We start from the raw sequence: 14,169 nt of genomic DNA on the forward strand, positions 1-14,169 counted from the left end.
GAAGAATCAACAAAGCGATAACGCTATTATGATTCAGGTGGCAGACTTCCCCTGACCGTACAGGAGCCCGAATATGAGCATTGACAGAACGCAACCTCTGAAACCCGCCAGCACCGTACAGAGCCGCGACACCAGCGAGCCAGGCAGCAGCAAAGTGCGTCAGAGTGCCAGCCCGGCGGCAGCGCCGGCGGCGGCCGCTCAGGTCAATCTGAGCAGCGCGCAGTCTCAGCTGATGCAGCCGAGCAGCAAAGACATCAACGTCGAGCGCGTTGAACAACTGAAAACCGCCATTCGTAATGGCGAACTGAAGATGGATACCGGCAAAATCGCCGATGCGCTGATTGCCGATACTAAGGCGTATTTAGAGGGTAATTAGTTACCATGAGTAATTTGCAGACCACATTAGATAAGATGCAGGACGTGCTGGCATCGCTTTCTGCGGTGCTGGAAGAAGAGCAGCAGCAGCTGGCAAGCGGCAACATTAACAGCAACCTGCTGCAGCGCATCACTGAAGATAAAAGCGCGCTGCTCAGCACGCTGAACTATCTGGATGAGATGCGACGCACCGCTGAAAAGAGTCAGTCCGTGTCGGCACCTTATCGTGGTCAGAACGACATGGCACGCCGCTGGGACGCCATCCAGCAGCATAGCCGTCGTCTGCAGGATGCCAATGTGCATAACGGCATGCTGCTGCAGCATCAGATTCGCTACACCCAGGATGCCCTGGAGGTGCTGAAGCCGCATCAGACCCAGGCGTTTTATGGACCGGATGGGATGGGTAAAGGCCAGGCCACGTTAAGCCGTAAAGCCTGAGCAGAAAAGTAGCAAAAAAAATCCCGCTGATGCGGGATTTTTTTATGGCAGAAGAGGAACCGCGTCAGGCAGCGGTACGGCGCGCATAGTCGCGCAGCCGGAATCCCAGCAGCGCCAGCGCCAGAAAGTAACTTCCCCCGCCCACTGCACAGACCAGCGCCAGACGCAGCAGTCGCCACAGCATCGAGCCCTGCTCCCAGGCGGGCATCCATTGCAGCATGGCAAACAGCGCCCCGGCCATCACCGCCACGGCGATCAGCAGACGCACCAGAAAGCTGCTCCAGCCCGGCTGAGGCATAAAGATCTGCTTCTTGCGCAGCTGCCAGTAGAGCAGCGAGGCATTCAGACAGGCCGCCAGCCCAATCGACAGAGAGAGACCGGCATGTTTCAGCGGGCCGATGAAGGCCAGGTTCATCACCTGCGTCATGATCAGCGTGATAATCGCGATTTTAACCGGGGTTTTGATGTCCTGCCGTGAATAGAAGCCGGGTGCCAGCACCTTGACCACAATCAGGCCCATCAGGCCTACAGAGTAGGCGATCAGCGCACGCTGCGTCATCAGCGCATCGAAGGCCGTGAATTTGCCGTACTGGAACAGCGCCACGGTGAGCGGGCCGGAGAGCATCCCCAGCGCCACAGCGCAGGGCAGCGCCAGCAGGAAGCAGAGGCGCAGTCCCCAGTCCATCAGCCGGGAATACTCATCGTGATTGCCGCTGGAAAAACTTTTGGCCAGCGACGGCAGCAGAATGGTACCCAGCGCCACGCCCAGTACGCCGGAGGGGAACTCCATCAGGCGATCGGCGTAGTACATCCAGGAGACGGAACCCGACACCAGGAACGAGGCGAAGATGGTATTGATGATCAGCGAGATCTGACTGACCGAAACGCCCAGGATCGCCGGCCCCATCTGACGCATTACGCGCCAGACGCCTGCGTCACGCAGATTGATGCGTGGCAGCACCAGCATTCCCAGCTTCTTCAGGTGTGGCAGCTGATAGCCGAGCTGCAGCACCCCGCCCACAACGACCGCCCAGGCGAGCGCCATCACCGGCGGATGGAAATGCGGCGCGGCGAACAGGGCGAAGCTGATCATGCTGACGTTCAGCAGGGTCGGCGCAAAAGCTGGCACCGAGAAGCGGTTCCAGGTGTTCAGCACCGCACCCGCCAGCGACGCCAGCGAGATCAGCATAATGTAGGGAAAGGTCACCCGCAGCAGGGAACTGGTCAGGGCAAATTTATCCGCATGGTCGCTGAAGCCCGGTGCGGTAATCATGATCACCCAGGGCGCAGCGAGCATCCCCGCGAAGGTCACCAGCGCCAGCGCCAGTGTCAGCAGGCCTGAGACATAGGAGAGGAACAGACGTGTCGCCTCCTCACCCTGCTTGCTTTTATATTCTGCGAGAATGGGCACAAACGCCTGGGAAAACGCGCCCTCGGCAAAAATACGCCTCAGCAGATTCGGCAGTTTAAACGCAACAAAAAACGCATCGGTCGCCATTCCGGCGCCAAACACCCGCGCCACGATGGCATCACGGGCAAAGCCCAGAACGCGGGAAAACAGGGTCATGGAACTGACCGCTGCCAGCGATTTCAAAAGATTCATAATTGACGGCGCATCCTGAAAAAATCAGTAAAAAGGAGAAGTCGCGCGGGCACCTGAAAGATGCCCGGCGACAGTCTACTGCCACGGAGGGAAATGACCAGCACGGAGTGTTACAAGGCGTTATTCCAGAATGGCACTACGCCAGAGGTTTTCCACCACACGCTGCGCCATCAGCGCCTGTTCACCGCTGGTTTCAGGCGTCGTCTGATTCTGCACGCAGTCGATAAAATGGCGTGCGGCCCCGCTGAACCCGCGCTGGGTCAGGTGGCTCTGCCAGGCGGCAGGCGGAGCGATCAGCACGCCGTCGTGCCGCTCTTCCTGCCAGTCGCGCATCTCACTGATGTCGATACATTTACCGTCGCCTGTCGCACTGACCCGCTCACGCTGACTGCCTGCGCGCCGGTGCATGCTGGTGGTGATCGACAGGCCCTCCAGGGAGAAGTGGTGCTCAGCGTAGAGCATCTGTCCCTGTTCGTTGGTATCGATGCGCCCCTGAACATGCTGAACAGGCTTGCCGCCGAGCCAGAGTGCGGTGTCGACGACGTGCAGGTAGTCATCAAGCAGGGTAAAGCGAAGATCCTGAGGCCCGACGCTGTCGCTGCGGTGCTTTTCAATCCGCAGGGAAGCGACGTGTCCCATCTCCGCCCGCAGCTGCTGATAGCGCGGGGCGAAGCGGCGATTAAAGGCGACCATCAGCTTACGCTGCTGTTTCTCCGCCAGCGCCACCAGCGCCTCAGCCTGATCCAGGGTTTCCGCCAGCGGCTTATCGACGCAGACATCTTTTCCGGCCAGCAGCAGCGCCTTCACCACCTCATAGTGCGTGGCGGTGCTGCTGTGGACAAAAACGGCGTCGCAGGCCGCGGCCAGCCTATTCAGGGAACTGAAACAGTCCATACGGTAACTGTCGCAGAGTGGCCGGGCTTTGGCCTGATTCGGCGAAAATGCCCCCACCAGCGTCCAGTCTGTCGCCGCCGACAACACCGGCAGCCAGGCTTTCTGTGCGATACCGCCGAGTCCCACCACACCAATACGTAAAGTCATCTTAATGCTCCGGCTGCAGCAGTTGAGTGAGCTGAGCCTGAAGCCGGGCGACCTGCTGTTCCAGGGTGGCCACACGCCTTGCCAGATCGCCCTGCTCTTCCGGCTCATCGGCGGCCAGTGGCGTGTCGCTCTCCCCGGCCAGCAGATGCATAAAGCGGCTTTCGCGCTTGCCCGGCTCGCGCGCCAGGCGGATCACCCGGGCGCTGTCGTCACGCTGCATCAGGCCTTCCAGCGTCTGTTCTGTTTCGCTGACGTCACTGAACTCATGAAGACGACCGCTGCGGGTGCGTAGTTCGCCTGGCGTCTGCGGACCGCGCAGCATCAGTAACGTCAGCACGGCAACTTCGGCGCTGTTCAGCTTCAGCGTACCAAAGGCGGAGTTACAGAAACGCTGCTCATATTTCACGACCCGCTGACCGGACGCGCTGCTGGCGGTAACCAGATGCCGCTTCACCAGCTGATCGAGTTCATCCTGCACCGCGCTTTCACTCAGCTCCATCACCGGCTCACGGTTTGATTTCTGGTTACAGGCCACCACGACTCCATTCAGTGACAGCGGATACTGTTCCGGCGTGGTGACCTGCTTCTCCAGCAGGCAGCCCAGCACGCGCAGCGCCTGCGCCGATAAAGCCATCTTCATGCTTGCGTCCTCATTATTGTCCACGCCGGTCAGGCGTCCATTCCCGCTGGGTTAGCGCTGTCAGCACGTGATCCTGCCAGCGTCCGTCAATCAGCAGATAGTCTTTCGCATATCCCTCTTTCTCAAAACCGAGGCGCGCCAGCAGGTCGCCGCTGCGCTGGTTGTGCGGCATGTAGTTCGCCATGATGCGGTGAATATGCTGCTGACGCTGCATGTAGCGGATAGCAGACTGTAACGCTTCAAACATCAGCCCCTGTCCCTGCCACTTTTCGCCCAGCGAATAGCCAAGATAACAGGCGTGAAAGGAACCGCGCAGTACGTTGCTGAAGTTGGCTACGCCGCGCACTTCGGTTTCTTCGCTGTCCATCAGAATAAAATAGAAGGCCGAGCCCTGCTTATGCATGTCGGCGATCAGCCCCAGCCGCGCCTGCCAGCCGGAGGGATAGCAGTGACTGTCATCGCGCACCGGCTCCCACGGTTTTAAAAACAGGCGGTTTTCCGCGTAGTAATCTGCCATTCGCCAGGCATCACGTTCGTGAACCAGACGGACCACCAGCCGATCGGTGGTTAAGCGCACCCTGGGCGCGGCAGAACGATAGCCAAACATCCTGACTCCTGAAATCAATGGCTGAGAGTGAAAGCCGTCATTATCTGGCTTTCACTATAACCGCCGCCTGGGCTGCGGTAAAACATTACGGATTTTTTGCCGTAAAGAGGTTGATTTTGTTCCATTATCACCGCGCAGACGCCCCTGCTCAGGCGTCATCAACGCCCGTTCAGCCCGGCCATCTGTCGGGCTGGTTTGCCGGGAGGGGGAATCTCTTCCATACTTTTCAGGCGCCCGAAACAGGATGAAATGATTCACTCTGTTAAACATTAACCTGTAAACGAGGGAGATCAGGATGAAGCTCTATATCTACGACCACTGCCCCTTCTGTGTGAAAGCGCGCATGATTTTTGGTCTGAAGAATTTGCCGGTTGAGCTGGTGGTCATGCTCAATGACGATGAAGAGACGCCTCAGCGACTGATTGGCCAGAAAATGGCGCCTGTCCTGCAGAAAAAGGATGGCAGCGCGATGCCCGAAAGCATGGAGATTGTGCACTATGTCGACCAGCAGGATGGCAAACCGCTGATTACCGGTGCGCTCAATCCGGCCATTGGCGACTGGCTGCGTCACATGAACAGCTACGTGAATAAGCTGCTGCTGCCGCGCATTGCCGAGGCCCCTTTTGCTGAGTTTGCCACCCCGGCGGCACGTGACTATTTCCGCGCGAAAAAGCAGGCCAGCATTGGTGATTTCGAGGAGCTGAAAACGCATTCGGCCGGACTGATTAAAAAAGTCAGCGGCGATCTGCGCAAACTGGACGGCCTGATCGTCCAGCCTAATGCGGTTAACGGCGAGCTGTCGGAAGATGATTTCAGCCTCTTCCCGCTGCTGCGCTCCCTGACGCTGGTTCCGGGCATCGACTGGCCAGCACGGGTCGCTGACTACCGTGACAATATGGCCAAACAGACCCAGGTCAATCTGCTTTCTTCTATTGCGCAGTAATCCCGCCCGGATGAGAGACGCCGCGGTGTTTCTCATCCCTTTTCTGATGACACCTCTCACGCATTCAGGCACGCTATATCCTGTTAACTGACTTTGTTATCCAGGATATAGAACGATGAAAAAGGTATTTTTCGGGCTGACTGCCCTGATGTTTGTGCTGCTGGTGAGCGGCTGCAATAAACTGACGCAGTACACTATCAGCGAACAGGAAGTGAACCAGGCGCTGCAAAAGCATAACAACTACGAGAAAGACATTAGCGTGTCCGGTCTGGTCAATGCGCATATTGTCCTGAATAATCTCACCAGCCAGATCGGCCGCACAGAACCTGGCAAAGTGTCGCTCTCCGGCAATGCAAAGATTAACGTCACCTCTCTGTTCGGCCCGCAGCAGGCTGACATGCAGCTGACGATGCGCGCACAGCCCGTCTATGACCCACAGCAGGGGGCGATCTTTCTGCGCGATCTGGAGATAACCGACGCACAGGTGGCGCCGGAGAAAATGGCCGCCATCATGAAAACCCTGACGCCTTATCTGAATCAGTCGCTGAAGAGCTATTTCGATCAAAACCCGGCGTACCGTCTCAGCGCTGACCGCAGTAAGGGTGAGTCACTGGCGAAAAAATTTGCCAAAGGACTGGAAGTCAGACCGGGCGAACTGGTCATCCCCTTCACGCAGTAATCCCGATTGCCGCGCCATCCGGCGCGGATTTTTGCTGTCAGCAGAAAAAGCAGGTGCAAACGGTTGCCTGAATCCTTATGCTTAGACCCCGGCCAAAACATGCCTTCTGTTTCCTTTCTGCCGGAGCTTCACTGATGACAGCACAACCTCAGCAACTTACCCTGCGTCGCCCTGACGACTGGCACATTCATCTGCGTGACGATGAGATGCTTAAAACGGTCCTGCCCTATACCAGCGCGGTTAATGGTCGTGCCATCGTGATGCCTAACCTGGTGCCGCCGGTGACCAGCGTGGCGGCAGGAGAAGCGTACCGCGACCGCATCCTGGCCGCGTTGCCCGCCGATCACGCCTTTACGCCGCTGATGACCTGTTATCTCACTGACTCACTGGATCCGGATGAGCTTGAGCGTGGCTTCACATCCGGTCTGTTTACCGCCGCCAAGCTCTATCCGGCTCATGCCACCACTAACTCCAGCCACGGCGTCACCAATATCGCCTCCATCGCCCGCGTACTGGAGCGGATGCAGCAGCTGGGTATGCCGCTGCTGGTTCATGGCGAAGTCACCGATGCCCATATCGACATTTTTGATCGTGAAGCCCGCTTCATTGACACCGTGATGGTGCCGCTGCGCAGTCAGTTTCCGGGGCTGAAAGTGGTGATGGAGCATATCACCACCCAGGATGCCGCGGATTATGTCGCTGCTGCCGATGAGACGCTGGGCGCGACCATTACGCCGCAGCACCTGATGTTTAACCGCAACCACATGCTGGTGGGCGGAATTCGCCCGCATCTTTACTGCCTGCCGATTCTCAAGCGCAATGTGCATCAGGACGCGCTGCGCAGGGTCGTGGCCAGCGGTCATCCGCGTTTCTTCCTCGGCACCGACACCGCTCCGCATCTGCAGCATCTTAAAGAGTCTGCCTGTGGCTGCGCGGGCGTATTTAATGCGCCGACCTCGCTGGCGGCCTACGTGACCGTGTTTGAAGAGCTGAATGCGCTGGAGCATTTCGAAGCGTTCTGTTCTGAAAACGGCCCGCGTTTCTATGGCCTGCCGCTGAATGAAGGCACAATTACCCTGGTGCGTGAGCCCTGGCAGGTGCCGGCGTCCATTGCGCTGGGCAGTGACGCTCTGATTCCTTTCCTCGCGGGTGAAACGCTCAACTGGCGCGTTGCATAATTTTGCTTGCCTCCGGCGGATGGATACTGTAAATATATACAGTATCTTATCCGGAGGCTGCTATGCGTGTTGAAATTACCGTATCAAATACCCGACCTCTTCCTGCTGGCGCGATAGAGGCGTTAAGCGATGAACTGTCGCGCCGCATTGACGAACAGTTCCCTGACTCGACCAATCACGTCAAGGTACGTTATGCCAGTGCCAACAATCTCAGCGTGCTGGGCGGTGGAAAAGAGACGCGCGACCAGATCAGCGAAATCCTGCAACAGACGTGGGAGAGTGCTGACGACTGGTTCATTACTGATTAACCGCCACTGTGCTTTTTTTCCGGGTGTCGCCACCCGGTTTTTTTATCTTTTCTCCCCTCTCGCACTTCCCTCTTCCTGCATCTAGACTCTTACTGATCAATGCCCTATCCTTGCGCTCGTCACGCATAACAGGAGGTGCGACACCATGACTACTGATAAACCGGAAGAGGCGATGACCTTTGGTGAGTTGTTAGCACTGATTGGTGATCAGCAGCGTCGTTTAACGGTGCTGGAAAATGCCTTTTCCAGTCTGATTTTCTGTCTTGACGATCGTGCCAGCCAGCTGCTGGTGCACAATCTGTCGCTGGAAGCCCAGAATCAAAACCATGATGAACAGCTTCAGCAACATTTTGCCCGTCTGGCAGAATCCCTGCAGAAACGCGTCGGCGGCATCGTACCAGACAGCCCGGCGCTCTGAACCGGCGGCCTGTCCCGCTTTTCGCCTGCCCACTGAATCGTAAAAAAATGCCTGCCTGCCAGGCATTTTATTTTTTGACTCCTGCCTGTTAAAAGCGAATATTCTGTGAGAAGCTGACTCACGGCATTTTTTAAACAGTGACACCCGGGTTTACTGTTATAATTGTTTCGCTATCGGAATAAAAAAGCCGCATTGAACCTCATCATGCACTTCGTTTAACGAGTAATAAGGAGGTTATAATGGACAGAAGAAAAGACGTTATTCAGACTCACCCGCTGGTGGGCTGGGATATCAGTACCGTTGATAGCTATGACGCCATGATGATCCGCCTGCACTCGCTGTCGTCGCAGGATCAAAAAGAAGAAGAAGCGGATGTTGGCCCCACCTACTGGCTGACAACGGATGTGGCAAGGCAGTTCATCTCGATCCTCGAAGCAGGCATCGCCAAGATTGAATCCGCCGAGCAGATGGAACGACTCCTCAGTAAGCATTAGTTTCTGCCACATCAAAGGGGCACCCTCAGGGGTGCCTTTTTCGTTTCTGTTTCGGTATGCTGTTGATTATCTGACTCTTAGAGCGTAGTTACCATGATTTATGATCTTATCGTCGTTGGCAGTGGCTCAGTAGGTGCGGCGGCTGGCTACTATGCCACCCAGGCAGGCCTCTCGGTATTAATGATCGACAGCGCCCACCCTCCTCACAATCAGGGCACGCATCATGGCGAAAGCCGTCTGATTCGTCACGCCTACGGCGAAGGTGAACGTTATGTGCCGCTGGTACTGCGGGCGCAGACGCTGTGGGATGAACTGGAACAGCGAGCCGGTGAGCGTATTATGCATCGCAGCGGCGTGCTTAACCTCGCCCTTCACGACTCCCCTTTTATCCGCAACGTTATCGACAGCGCAAGCCGCTGGGGGCTTAACATTGAGGTGATGCAGCCCGGGGAAGTGCGTCAGCGCTGGCCACAGATTAACGTACCAGAGGGCTATCTGGGCGTATTTGAGCCGCAGTCGGGCTTCCTGAAATGTGAACAGGCGGTGCGCAGCTGGGTTCAGCTGGCGGAACAGGCAGGCTGTGCCCAGCTGTTCAACTGCCCGGTCTCAGAACTGGGACGGGATGGCGATCTTCAGCAGGTTACGACGCTGGATGGTGTCTATCGCGGCCGTAAAATGGTGGTCAGCGCCGGTACCTGGGTCGGAAAACTCATCCCTAATCTGCCGGTTGCCCCTACCCGTAAGGTGTTTGCCTGGTATCAGGCTGATGGTCGCTACAGCGAGAACAACAGGTTCCCGGGTTTTACCGTCGAGATGCGTGACGGCAGCCAGTTCTATGGCTTCCCGGCCGACAATAACGCCCTGAAAGTGGGTCGTCACGATGGCGGACAGCCGATGCAGCAGCCTGAAGATCGTAAACCCTTCGGTGCCGTGGCGGCAGATGGCAGTGAAGCTTTTGGCTTCCTGCGCCAGTTCTTACCGGGCGTCGGTGTCTGTCTGCATGGTGAAGCGTGCAGCTACGACTTCAGCCCGGATGAAGATTTTATTATTGATACGCTGCCGGGCGAACCCAATCGCCTGCTGATAACCGGACTCAGCGGACACGGCTTTAAATTTGCCAGCGTGCTGGGCGAACTGGCCGCGGAATTTGCGCAGCAGAAACCTTTTTCCTTTGATCTCTCTCCGTTCCGCCTTTCGCGTTTCTGACTCTGCAAACGGATGGCATCACAGGGTGCCATCCTGCTGACAAAAATTGACGCAAGTTGAATTTCCCTGACAAAAATTCGCCCTTATTTCGCCCCGATTGTTCATTTGCACGGAATGAGGTTGACCGTTTTCCCCTCATCAAAATTATTATTCAGTAATATTGCCCATTTCCCTGCCTTTTTATTCAACCTTTTCCGATGATTTTTTTAAGTTTATAGAAGCGTAAGGGCGATTGCTTTTGTATTTCATAATGTGGATGCTTATTTCATATTATTTCTATGTGACGCTCAGATTATGTTATTACGTAATACACCGCATCAGTTTGGCCGGGTTGCTGTGCTGCTGCACTGGTCGATGGCGCTGGCCATTTATGGCATGTTTGCGCTGGGATTATGGATGGTCGGTCTGGGCTATTACGACAGCTGGTATCACGACGCCCCGGAAATTCATAAAAGTATTGGCGTGCTCCTGTTACTGACGCTGATTATCCGCCTTGTGTGGCGCGTTATTTCGCCGCCGCCCAGGCCCCTGAGCAGCCATTCCCCTCTGGTGCGCATCAGTTCTGTCGTGGCACACCTGTTACTTTATACCCTGCTGCTGGCCATTCTGATCAGCGGCTATCTCATCTCCACCGCCGACGGTAAACCCATCGCCGTGTTCAGCTGGTTTACGCTGCCTGCCCTGTTCAGCGGTGCAGGCGAGCAGGCCGACCTCGCAGGCGATATTCACCTCTGGCTGGCCTGGAGTGTGGTGATCCTGTCGATCCTGCACGGTCTGGCTGCAATAAAACACCATGTTATCGATCGCGATAACACCTTAAAACGGATGTCAGGTTTACGCCTCCCCTTACCCTCTGAAAAGGACAGATAATATGTTGAAGAAAAGTCTGCTGACGATGACCGCGGCCAGCCTGCTGCTCGGTTCCCTGAGTGCCAGTGCCGCTGACTACAAAATTGATAAAGAGGGGCAGCACGCCTTTATTCAGTTTCGCATCCAGCATCTGGGTTACAGCTGGCTCTACGGTACCTTTAAAGATTTCGATGGCCGCTTCACCTTTGATGAGAAGAACCCTGCCGCCGATAAAGTCGAGGTGACGATTAATACCAGCAGCGTGGATACCAACCATGCTGAACGTGACAAACATCTGCGCAGCGCGGATTTCCTGAACAGCAGTAAAAATCCGCAGGCGACTTTTAAATCCACGTCAGTGAAGAAAGAGGGCGATGAATTAGAGATTACCGGCGATCTGACGCTGAACGGCGTCACGAAGCCGGTGACGCTGGAGGCGAAGAAGCTGGGTGAAGGCAAAGATCCGTGGGGCGGTTATCGTGCTGGCTTTGAAGCGGAAGGTGAAATTGCGCTGAAAGATTTCAATATAACGAAAGATCTGGGACCAGCCTCGCAGAAGGTTCAGCTGATGATCTCGGTGGAAGGTGTGCGTCAGTAAAGCCGCAGGCCGCCTGAATCAGCGTTCAGGCGGCCACGTTTACCGCTTTATGACTTCTTCGGCGCGGGAATGGTCATGTTTAACAGGCCACGCGACTTGTTAAAGATTTTATTGCCATTCTCTCGTCCGGCACGACGGGCGCGCTGCTCTTCCGGAGAGAGCTTCGCCTCTTCCTGACAGATCGGACTGCAGCAGTTCTCAAACTTCTCTGCGCAGCTCTTGCACTGAATAAACAGCAGATGACAGCCGTCATTCACGCAGTTGACGTGGGTATCGCAGGGCTCACCGCACTGATGGCAGTTAGCCAGCACATCGTCAGAAATCCGCTCACCCATCCGCTCATCAAAGACAAAGTTTTTGCCTTTGAATCTGACCGGCAAGCCCTGTTCACGGGCGCGGCGGGCGTACTCGATGATGCCACCTTCGATATGATAGACATCTTCAAAACCGTTATGCCGCATCCAGGCACTGGCCTTTTCGCAGCGGATGCCGCCGGTGCAGTACATGACGATCTTTTTATCTTTCTGCTCCCTGAGCATATCCACGGCCATTGGCAGCTGGTCACGGAAGGTGTCTGCCGGCACTTCCAGCGCGTTGTCAAAACGGCCCACTTCATATTCGTAGTGGTTTCGCATATCGACAAACAGCGCGTCCGGATCGTCCAGCATGGCGTTCACTTCCGCCGCTTTCAGGTAGTGACCGACATTGCTGGCGTCGAAGCTGCTGTCCTCAATACCGTCCGCCACGATGCGATCGCGCACTTTCAGGCGCAGCACCCAGAACGACTTTCCATCATCATCCAGTGCGACGTTCATACGCAGGTTGTTCAGCGCGGGATCGAACGCATACAGCCAGGCCTTCATCTTTTCATACTGGCTGGCAGGCACGCTGATCTGCGCGTTGATGCCTTCATGGGCAACATAGACGCGACCAAACACCTTGAGGGCGGTCAGGCCAACATAGAGCGCATCACGGAAGGCTTTAGGATCGGCAATCTGAAAATACTTATAAAAAGAGACAGTGGTGCGCGGCTCAGTTTCAGCCAGCATGCGCGCCTTCAGCTCTTTATTGGAAACGAGGTTATGTAACACTGGCATGGTGTTCTTTCCTGTTATCAATAGGAGAAAATTAGCGGGCACATGATACCTGATTTCAGGTGTATGCAAAGCGTTGCGTCAGGACCCATCATCAGTTGCTGTTTTTTCCGGCACTTGCGGCGGCTTTCTCCCCGCTCATTGAGGCGCGGTTCCATCAGCGATATTTAAGCGAACGTTAAAAACTGGCACAATAGTGTAAATCAATGAGATATCAGCACCGCAGGGTGCATGACGCAGGAAAATTAACCTTCACATGACTCAGTTGCCTCAGTTTTCACGAGAACTGCTTCACCCGCGCTATTGGCTGACCTGGCTGGGTATCGCTTTTCTTTATCTTTTGGTGCTCCTTCCTTATCCCCTGCTCTATGTGCTCGGCTGCAATATTGGCCGTATCGCCATGCGCTTTATGAATCGTCGCGTCAGCATCGCCCGGCGTAATCTGGAATTAAGTTTTCCGGAGATGCCGGTCAATGAGCGTGAGGCGATGGTGAAACACAATTTCGAATCCGTCGGCATGGGCCTGATTGAAACCGGCATGGCGTGGTTCTGGCCCGACTGGCGTATTAACAAGTGGCACAAGCCCTCCGGGCTGGAGCATATTCAGGCCGCGCGCGACAACCAGCGCGGTGTGCTGCTCATCGGCATGCACTTTCTGACGCTGGAGATCGGCGCGCGCATGTTTGGCATCCACAATCCTGGCATTGGCGTCTATCGCCCCAATGACAACAAGCTGATTGACTGGCTGCAGGTCAAAGGTCGCATGCGGTCAAACAAAAGCATGCTCGACCGTAAGGATCTCAAAGGAATGATCCGCGCCCTGAAGCAGGGGGACATTATCTGGTATGCCCCCGATCACGACTATGGCCCGCGCAGCAGCGTCTTTGTGCCCTTCTTTGGCGTGGAAAAGGCGGCAACGACGGTGGGGACCCATCTGCTGATCCGCGCCGGTAACCCCGCTGTCATTCCGTTTGTGCCGCGTCGTCTGCCTGGTGGCCGGGGCTATGAACTGATGATTCTGCCCGACATCCGCAGCGAATTTACGCTGGAAAACGATGAAGTCACCGCGGCCAGGATGAACAAAGTGGTTGAAGAGGGTGTGCTGCTGGCACCTGAGCAATATATGTGGCTGCATCGCCGCTTTAAAACCCGTCCGCAAGGCGAACCCTCCCGCTATTAATCTGCCACGCTAAACGGTCTCACGGCCGTTTAGCACCTCTTCTGCTGCAATGCTCTGTCCCGATAAATCAATCGCGCGGCTGACCGATATTGCGGCTTCCCGGTTTAACGATCCAGTTATTATCAGATACGCTCGCAGGAGACGCTGATTTCCACCGCATTCAATCAGCCCGGCTTATTTATTACAACTACAGTAAGCCGCCTCCTGCATATTCTGACAGACATTCATCAGATTTTAATTTTTCTGCTTTAATTTGCGCTGGCGCTAATTATTTTTATCACCAGGCCTATTCCTATTTAGCCAGGCTTAATGATTTCTGGTCGCTTATCAATCCACTAAAATTAACTTAATTAACAAGGGATTGTCATTCAAGCCGCCGACATATTCATTTTTACAAAAATTTAACAGCCCGATATGCCGTTATTGCATTTGAACCTGTTCCGACTTAACGGTAATTTCAGCAGTGACATTCAGGCTTTTAACGACTTCAGCTCAATTATAAAAAAACGATCACACAC

17 protein-coding genes are annotated in these 14,169 nt (G+C 55.5%); 12 read left to right on the top strand and 5 right to left on the bottom strand.

The window, feature by feature from the left end; genetic code table 11:
• Positions 1 to 73 precede the first annotated feature (73 nt).
• Both flgM and flgN read left to right on the top strand, forming a co-directional pair.
• Positions 74 to 376 (top strand): flagellar biosynthesis anti-sigma factor FlgM, encoded by a 303-nt coding sequence (flgM, locus tag OJ965_RS14005; RefSeq protein WP_009090886.1) that lies wholly within the window; start codon positions 74 to 76, stop codon positions 374 to 376.
• A gap of 5 nt (positions 377 to 381) precedes the next feature.
• The gene (gene flgN / locus OJ965_RS14010) at positions 382 to 813 is read left to right on the top strand and encodes a flagellar export chaperone FlgN (RefSeq protein WP_265136452.1); all 432 of its coding nucleotides are present in this window, start codon (positions 382 to 384) and stop codon (positions 811 to 813) included.
• A gap of 64 nt (positions 814 to 877) precedes the next feature.
• Here flgN and murJ read toward each other — a convergent pair whose 3' ends face one another.
• From murJ to rimJ, 4 genes are all read right to left on the bottom strand, one after another.
• The gene (gene murJ, locus OJ965_RS14015) at positions 878 to 2,416 is read right to left on the bottom strand and encodes a murein biosynthesis integral membrane protein MurJ (RefSeq protein WP_009090890.1); all 1,539 of its coding nucleotides are present in this window, start codon (positions 2,414 to 2,416) and stop codon (positions 878 to 880) included.
• A gap of 120 nt (positions 2,417 to 2,536) precedes the next feature.
• Complete coding sequence (locus OJ965_RS14020) at positions 2,537 to 3,457, bottom strand: Gfo/Idh/MocA family protein (RefSeq protein ID WP_265136455.1); 921 nt, start codon at positions 3,455 to 3,457, stop codon at positions 2,537 to 2,539.
• Between the two features lies 1 nt (position 3,458).
• Positions 3,459 to 4,097 (bottom strand): YceH family protein, encoded by a 639-nt coding sequence (locus tag OJ965_RS14025; RefSeq protein ID WP_009090893.1) that lies wholly within the window; start codon positions 4,095 to 4,097, stop codon positions 3,459 to 3,461.
• Positions 4,098 to 4,110: 13 nt separating this feature from the next.
• A complete protein-coding gene (gene rimJ / locus OJ965_RS14030) occupies positions 4,111 to 4,704 on the bottom strand; it encodes a ribosomal protein S5-alanine N-acetyltransferase (protein WP_009090895.1) in 594 nt (197 codons plus the stop codon).
• Between the two features lie 295 nt (positions 4,705 to 4,999).
• Between rimJ and grxB the strand changes: the two genes are divergently transcribed.
• From grxB to OJ965_RS14075, 9 genes are all read left to right on the top strand, one after another.
• Complete coding sequence (grxB, locus tag OJ965_RS14035; protein ID WP_009090897.1) at positions 5,000 to 5,647, top strand: glutaredoxin 2; 648 nt, start codon at positions 5,000 to 5,002, stop codon at positions 5,645 to 5,647.
• A 115-nt stretch (positions 5,648 to 5,762) separates the two neighbouring features.
• Positions 5,763 to 6,326 (top strand): lipoprotein, encoded by a 564-nt coding sequence (locus OJ965_RS14040; protein WP_265136464.1) that lies wholly within the window; start codon positions 5,763 to 5,765, stop codon positions 6,324 to 6,326.
• A 134-nt stretch (positions 6,327 to 6,460) separates the two neighbouring features.
• Positions 6,461 to 7,504 (top strand): dihydroorotase, encoded by a 1,044-nt coding sequence (gene pyrC, locus OJ965_RS14045; RefSeq protein ID WP_265136466.1) that lies wholly within the window; start codon positions 6,461 to 6,463, stop codon positions 7,502 to 7,504.
• Between the two features lie 62 nt (positions 7,505 to 7,566).
• Entirely contained in the window at positions 7,567 to 7,812 is a 246-nt protein-coding gene (dinI, locus tag OJ965_RS14050; RefSeq protein ID WP_003849907.1) for a DNA damage-inducible protein I, read from the top strand.
• Between the two features lie 145 nt (positions 7,813 to 7,957).
• Positions 7,958 to 8,230 carry a hypothetical protein gene (locus OJ965_RS14055; RefSeq protein WP_009090903.1) on the top strand — a complete coding sequence of 91 codons (273 nt, stop codon included), beginning with the start codon at positions 7,958 to 7,960 and terminating at the stop codon, positions 8,228 to 8,230.
• Between the two features lie 239 nt (positions 8,231 to 8,469).
• Positions 8,470 to 8,724, top strand: coding sequence for a biofilm formation regulator BssS (gene bssS, locus OJ965_RS14060; protein ID WP_009090905.1), 255 nt, complete (start codon positions 8,470 to 8,472; stop codon positions 8,722 to 8,724).
• A 93-nt stretch (positions 8,725 to 8,817) separates the two neighbouring features.
• Positions 8,818 to 9,930: an N-methyl-L-tryptophan oxidase gene (gene solA, locus OJ965_RS14065; RefSeq protein WP_265136473.1), complete on the top strand. Its 1,113-nt coding sequence runs from the start codon at positions 8,818 to 8,820 to the stop codon at positions 9,928 to 9,930.
• 294 nt (positions 9,931 to 10,224) lie between these two features.
• On the top strand, positions 10,225 to 10,800 hold the full coding sequence (locus tag OJ965_RS14070) for a cytochrome b (protein ID WP_033736338.1): 576 nt from the start codon (positions 10,225 to 10,227) through the stop codon (positions 10,798 to 10,800).
• A gap of 4 nt (positions 10,801 to 10,804) precedes the next feature.
• Positions 10,805 to 11,377 carry a YceI family protein gene (locus tag OJ965_RS14075; RefSeq protein WP_009090908.1) on the top strand — a complete coding sequence of 191 codons (573 nt, stop codon included), beginning with the start codon at positions 10,805 to 10,807 and terminating at the stop codon, positions 11,375 to 11,377.
• A gap of 47 nt (positions 11,378 to 11,424) precedes the next feature.
• On the opposite strand, the gene trhO is transcribed toward OJ965_RS14075, so the two are convergent.
• On the bottom strand, positions 11,425 to 12,474 hold the full coding sequence (trhO, locus tag OJ965_RS14080; RefSeq protein ID WP_009090909.1) for an oxygen-dependent tRNA uridine(34) hydroxylase TrhO: 1,050 nt from the start codon (positions 12,472 to 12,474) through the stop codon (positions 11,425 to 11,427).
• A gap of 253 nt (positions 12,475 to 12,727) precedes the next feature.
• Between trhO and OJ965_RS14085 the strand changes: the two genes are divergently transcribed.
• The gene (locus OJ965_RS14085) at positions 12,728 to 13,651 is read left to right on the top strand and encodes a Kdo(2)-lipid IV(A) acyltransferase (protein WP_009090910.1); all 924 of its coding nucleotides are present in this window, start codon (positions 12,728 to 12,730) and stop codon (positions 13,649 to 13,651) included.
• Positions 13,652 to 14,169: the final 518 nt, after the last annotated feature.

The sequence above is a fragment of the Pantoea anthophila genome (assembly GCF_026104315.1).
Taxonomy (GTDB): domain Bacteria; phylum Pseudomonadota; class Gammaproteobacteria; order Enterobacterales; family Enterobacteriaceae; genus Pantoea; species Pantoea anthophila.

Coding starts and splice junctions, on each gene's coding strand:
- flgM (WP_009090886.1), top strand. CDS start 74: ATGAGCATTGACAGAACGCAACCTCTGAAACCCGCCAGCACCGTACAG.
- flgN (WP_265136452.1), top strand. CDS start 382: ATGAGTAATTTGCAGACCACATTAGATAAGATGCAGGACGTGCTGGCA.
- murJ (WP_009090890.1), bottom strand. CDS start 2,416: ATGAATCTTTTGAAATCGCTGGCAGCGGTCAGTTCCATGACCCTGTTT.
- OJ965_RS14020 (WP_265136455.1), bottom strand. CDS start 3,457: ATGACTTTACGTATTGGTGTGGTGGGACTCGGCGGTATCGCACAGAAA.
- OJ965_RS14025 (WP_009090893.1), bottom strand. CDS start 4,097: ATGAAGATGGCTTTATCGGCGCAGGCGCTGCGCGTGCTGGGCTGCCTG.
- rimJ (WP_009090895.1), bottom strand. CDS start 4,704: ATGTTTGGCTATCGTTCTGCCGCGCCCAGGGTGCGCTTAACCACCGAT.
- grxB (WP_009090897.1), top strand. CDS start 5,000: ATGAAGCTCTATATCTACGACCACTGCCCCTTCTGTGTGAAAGCGCGC.
- OJ965_RS14040 (WP_265136464.1), top strand. CDS start 5,763: ATGAAAAAGGTATTTTTCGGGCTGACTGCCCTGATGTTTGTGCTGCTG.
- pyrC (WP_265136466.1), top strand. CDS start 6,461: ATGACAGCACAACCTCAGCAACTTACCCTGCGTCGCCCTGACGACTGG.
- dinI (WP_003849907.1), top strand. CDS start 7,567: ATGCGTGTTGAAATTACCGTATCAAATACCCGACCTCTTCCTGCTGGC.
- OJ965_RS14055 (WP_009090903.1), top strand. CDS start 7,958: ATGACTACTGATAAACCGGAAGAGGCGATGACCTTTGGTGAGTTGTTA.
- bssS (WP_009090905.1), top strand. CDS start 8,470: ATGGACAGAAGAAAAGACGTTATTCAGACTCACCCGCTGGTGGGCTGG.
- solA (WP_265136473.1), top strand. CDS start 8,818: ATGATTTATGATCTTATCGTCGTTGGCAGTGGCTCAGTAGGTGCGGCG.
- OJ965_RS14070 (WP_033736338.1), top strand. CDS start 10,225: ATGTTATTACGTAATACACCGCATCAGTTTGGCCGGGTTGCTGTGCTG.
- trhO (WP_009090909.1), bottom strand. CDS start 12,474: ATGCCAGTGTTACATAACCTCGTTTCCAATAAAGAGCTGAAGGCGCGC.
- OJ965_RS14085 (WP_009090910.1), top strand. CDS start 12,728: ATGACTCAGTTGCCTCAGTTTTCACGAGAACTGCTTCACCCGCGCTAT.